Annotated in this window: 1 pseudogene; it reads right to left on the bottom strand. The window is 65.0% G+C overall.

What is annotated here, in order from left to right:
• Window positions 1-492 (bottom strand): annotated as a pseudogene (locus tag P9254_RS28830) (DDE-type integrase/transposase/recombinase); the annotation flags it as partial.

Genomic DNA, 492 nt, shown 5'->3' with positions numbered 1-492 from the left:
GTCTCGTTGAGCAGTTCATCGCGCAGTCGGCCGTTGAAGCTCTCGATGAAGCCATTCTGCATCGGCTTGCCGGGCGCAATGTAATGCCATTCGACGCGGTTCTGATCCGCCCAGGAGAGGATGGCGTTCGAGGTGAACTCGCTGCCATTGTCGCTGACGATCATCCTGGGCCGGCCCCGCTCGGTGATGAGCCGTCCAATTCGCGGGCAACCCGCATGCCCGAGAGAGACGTATCAACGATGAGTGCGAGGCACTCTCTCGTGCAGTCGTCGACGACGGCCAGGATGCGGAAGCGGCGCCCGTCGGTGAGCTGGTCCGATACGAAGTCGAGCGACCAGCGCTCGTCGGGCCTCAGCGGCACCAGCATCGGCGCCCTGGTCCCGATCGCCCGCTTGCGGCCGCCACGGCGGCGACGGCGAGCTTCTCCTCCCGATAGAGCCGGAACAGCTTCTTGTGGTTCACGACCAGGCCCTCCCGCCTCAGCATCACGAG

The sequence above is a fragment of the Mesorhizobium sp. WSM4983 genome, assembly GCF_029625765.1.
Lineage (GTDB): Bacteria > Pseudomonadota > Alphaproteobacteria > Rhizobiales > Rhizobiaceae > Mesorhizobium.
The sequence above is the reverse complement of the archived record's forward strand: the minus strand, read 5'-3'. Positions and strand labels throughout refer to the sequence as shown.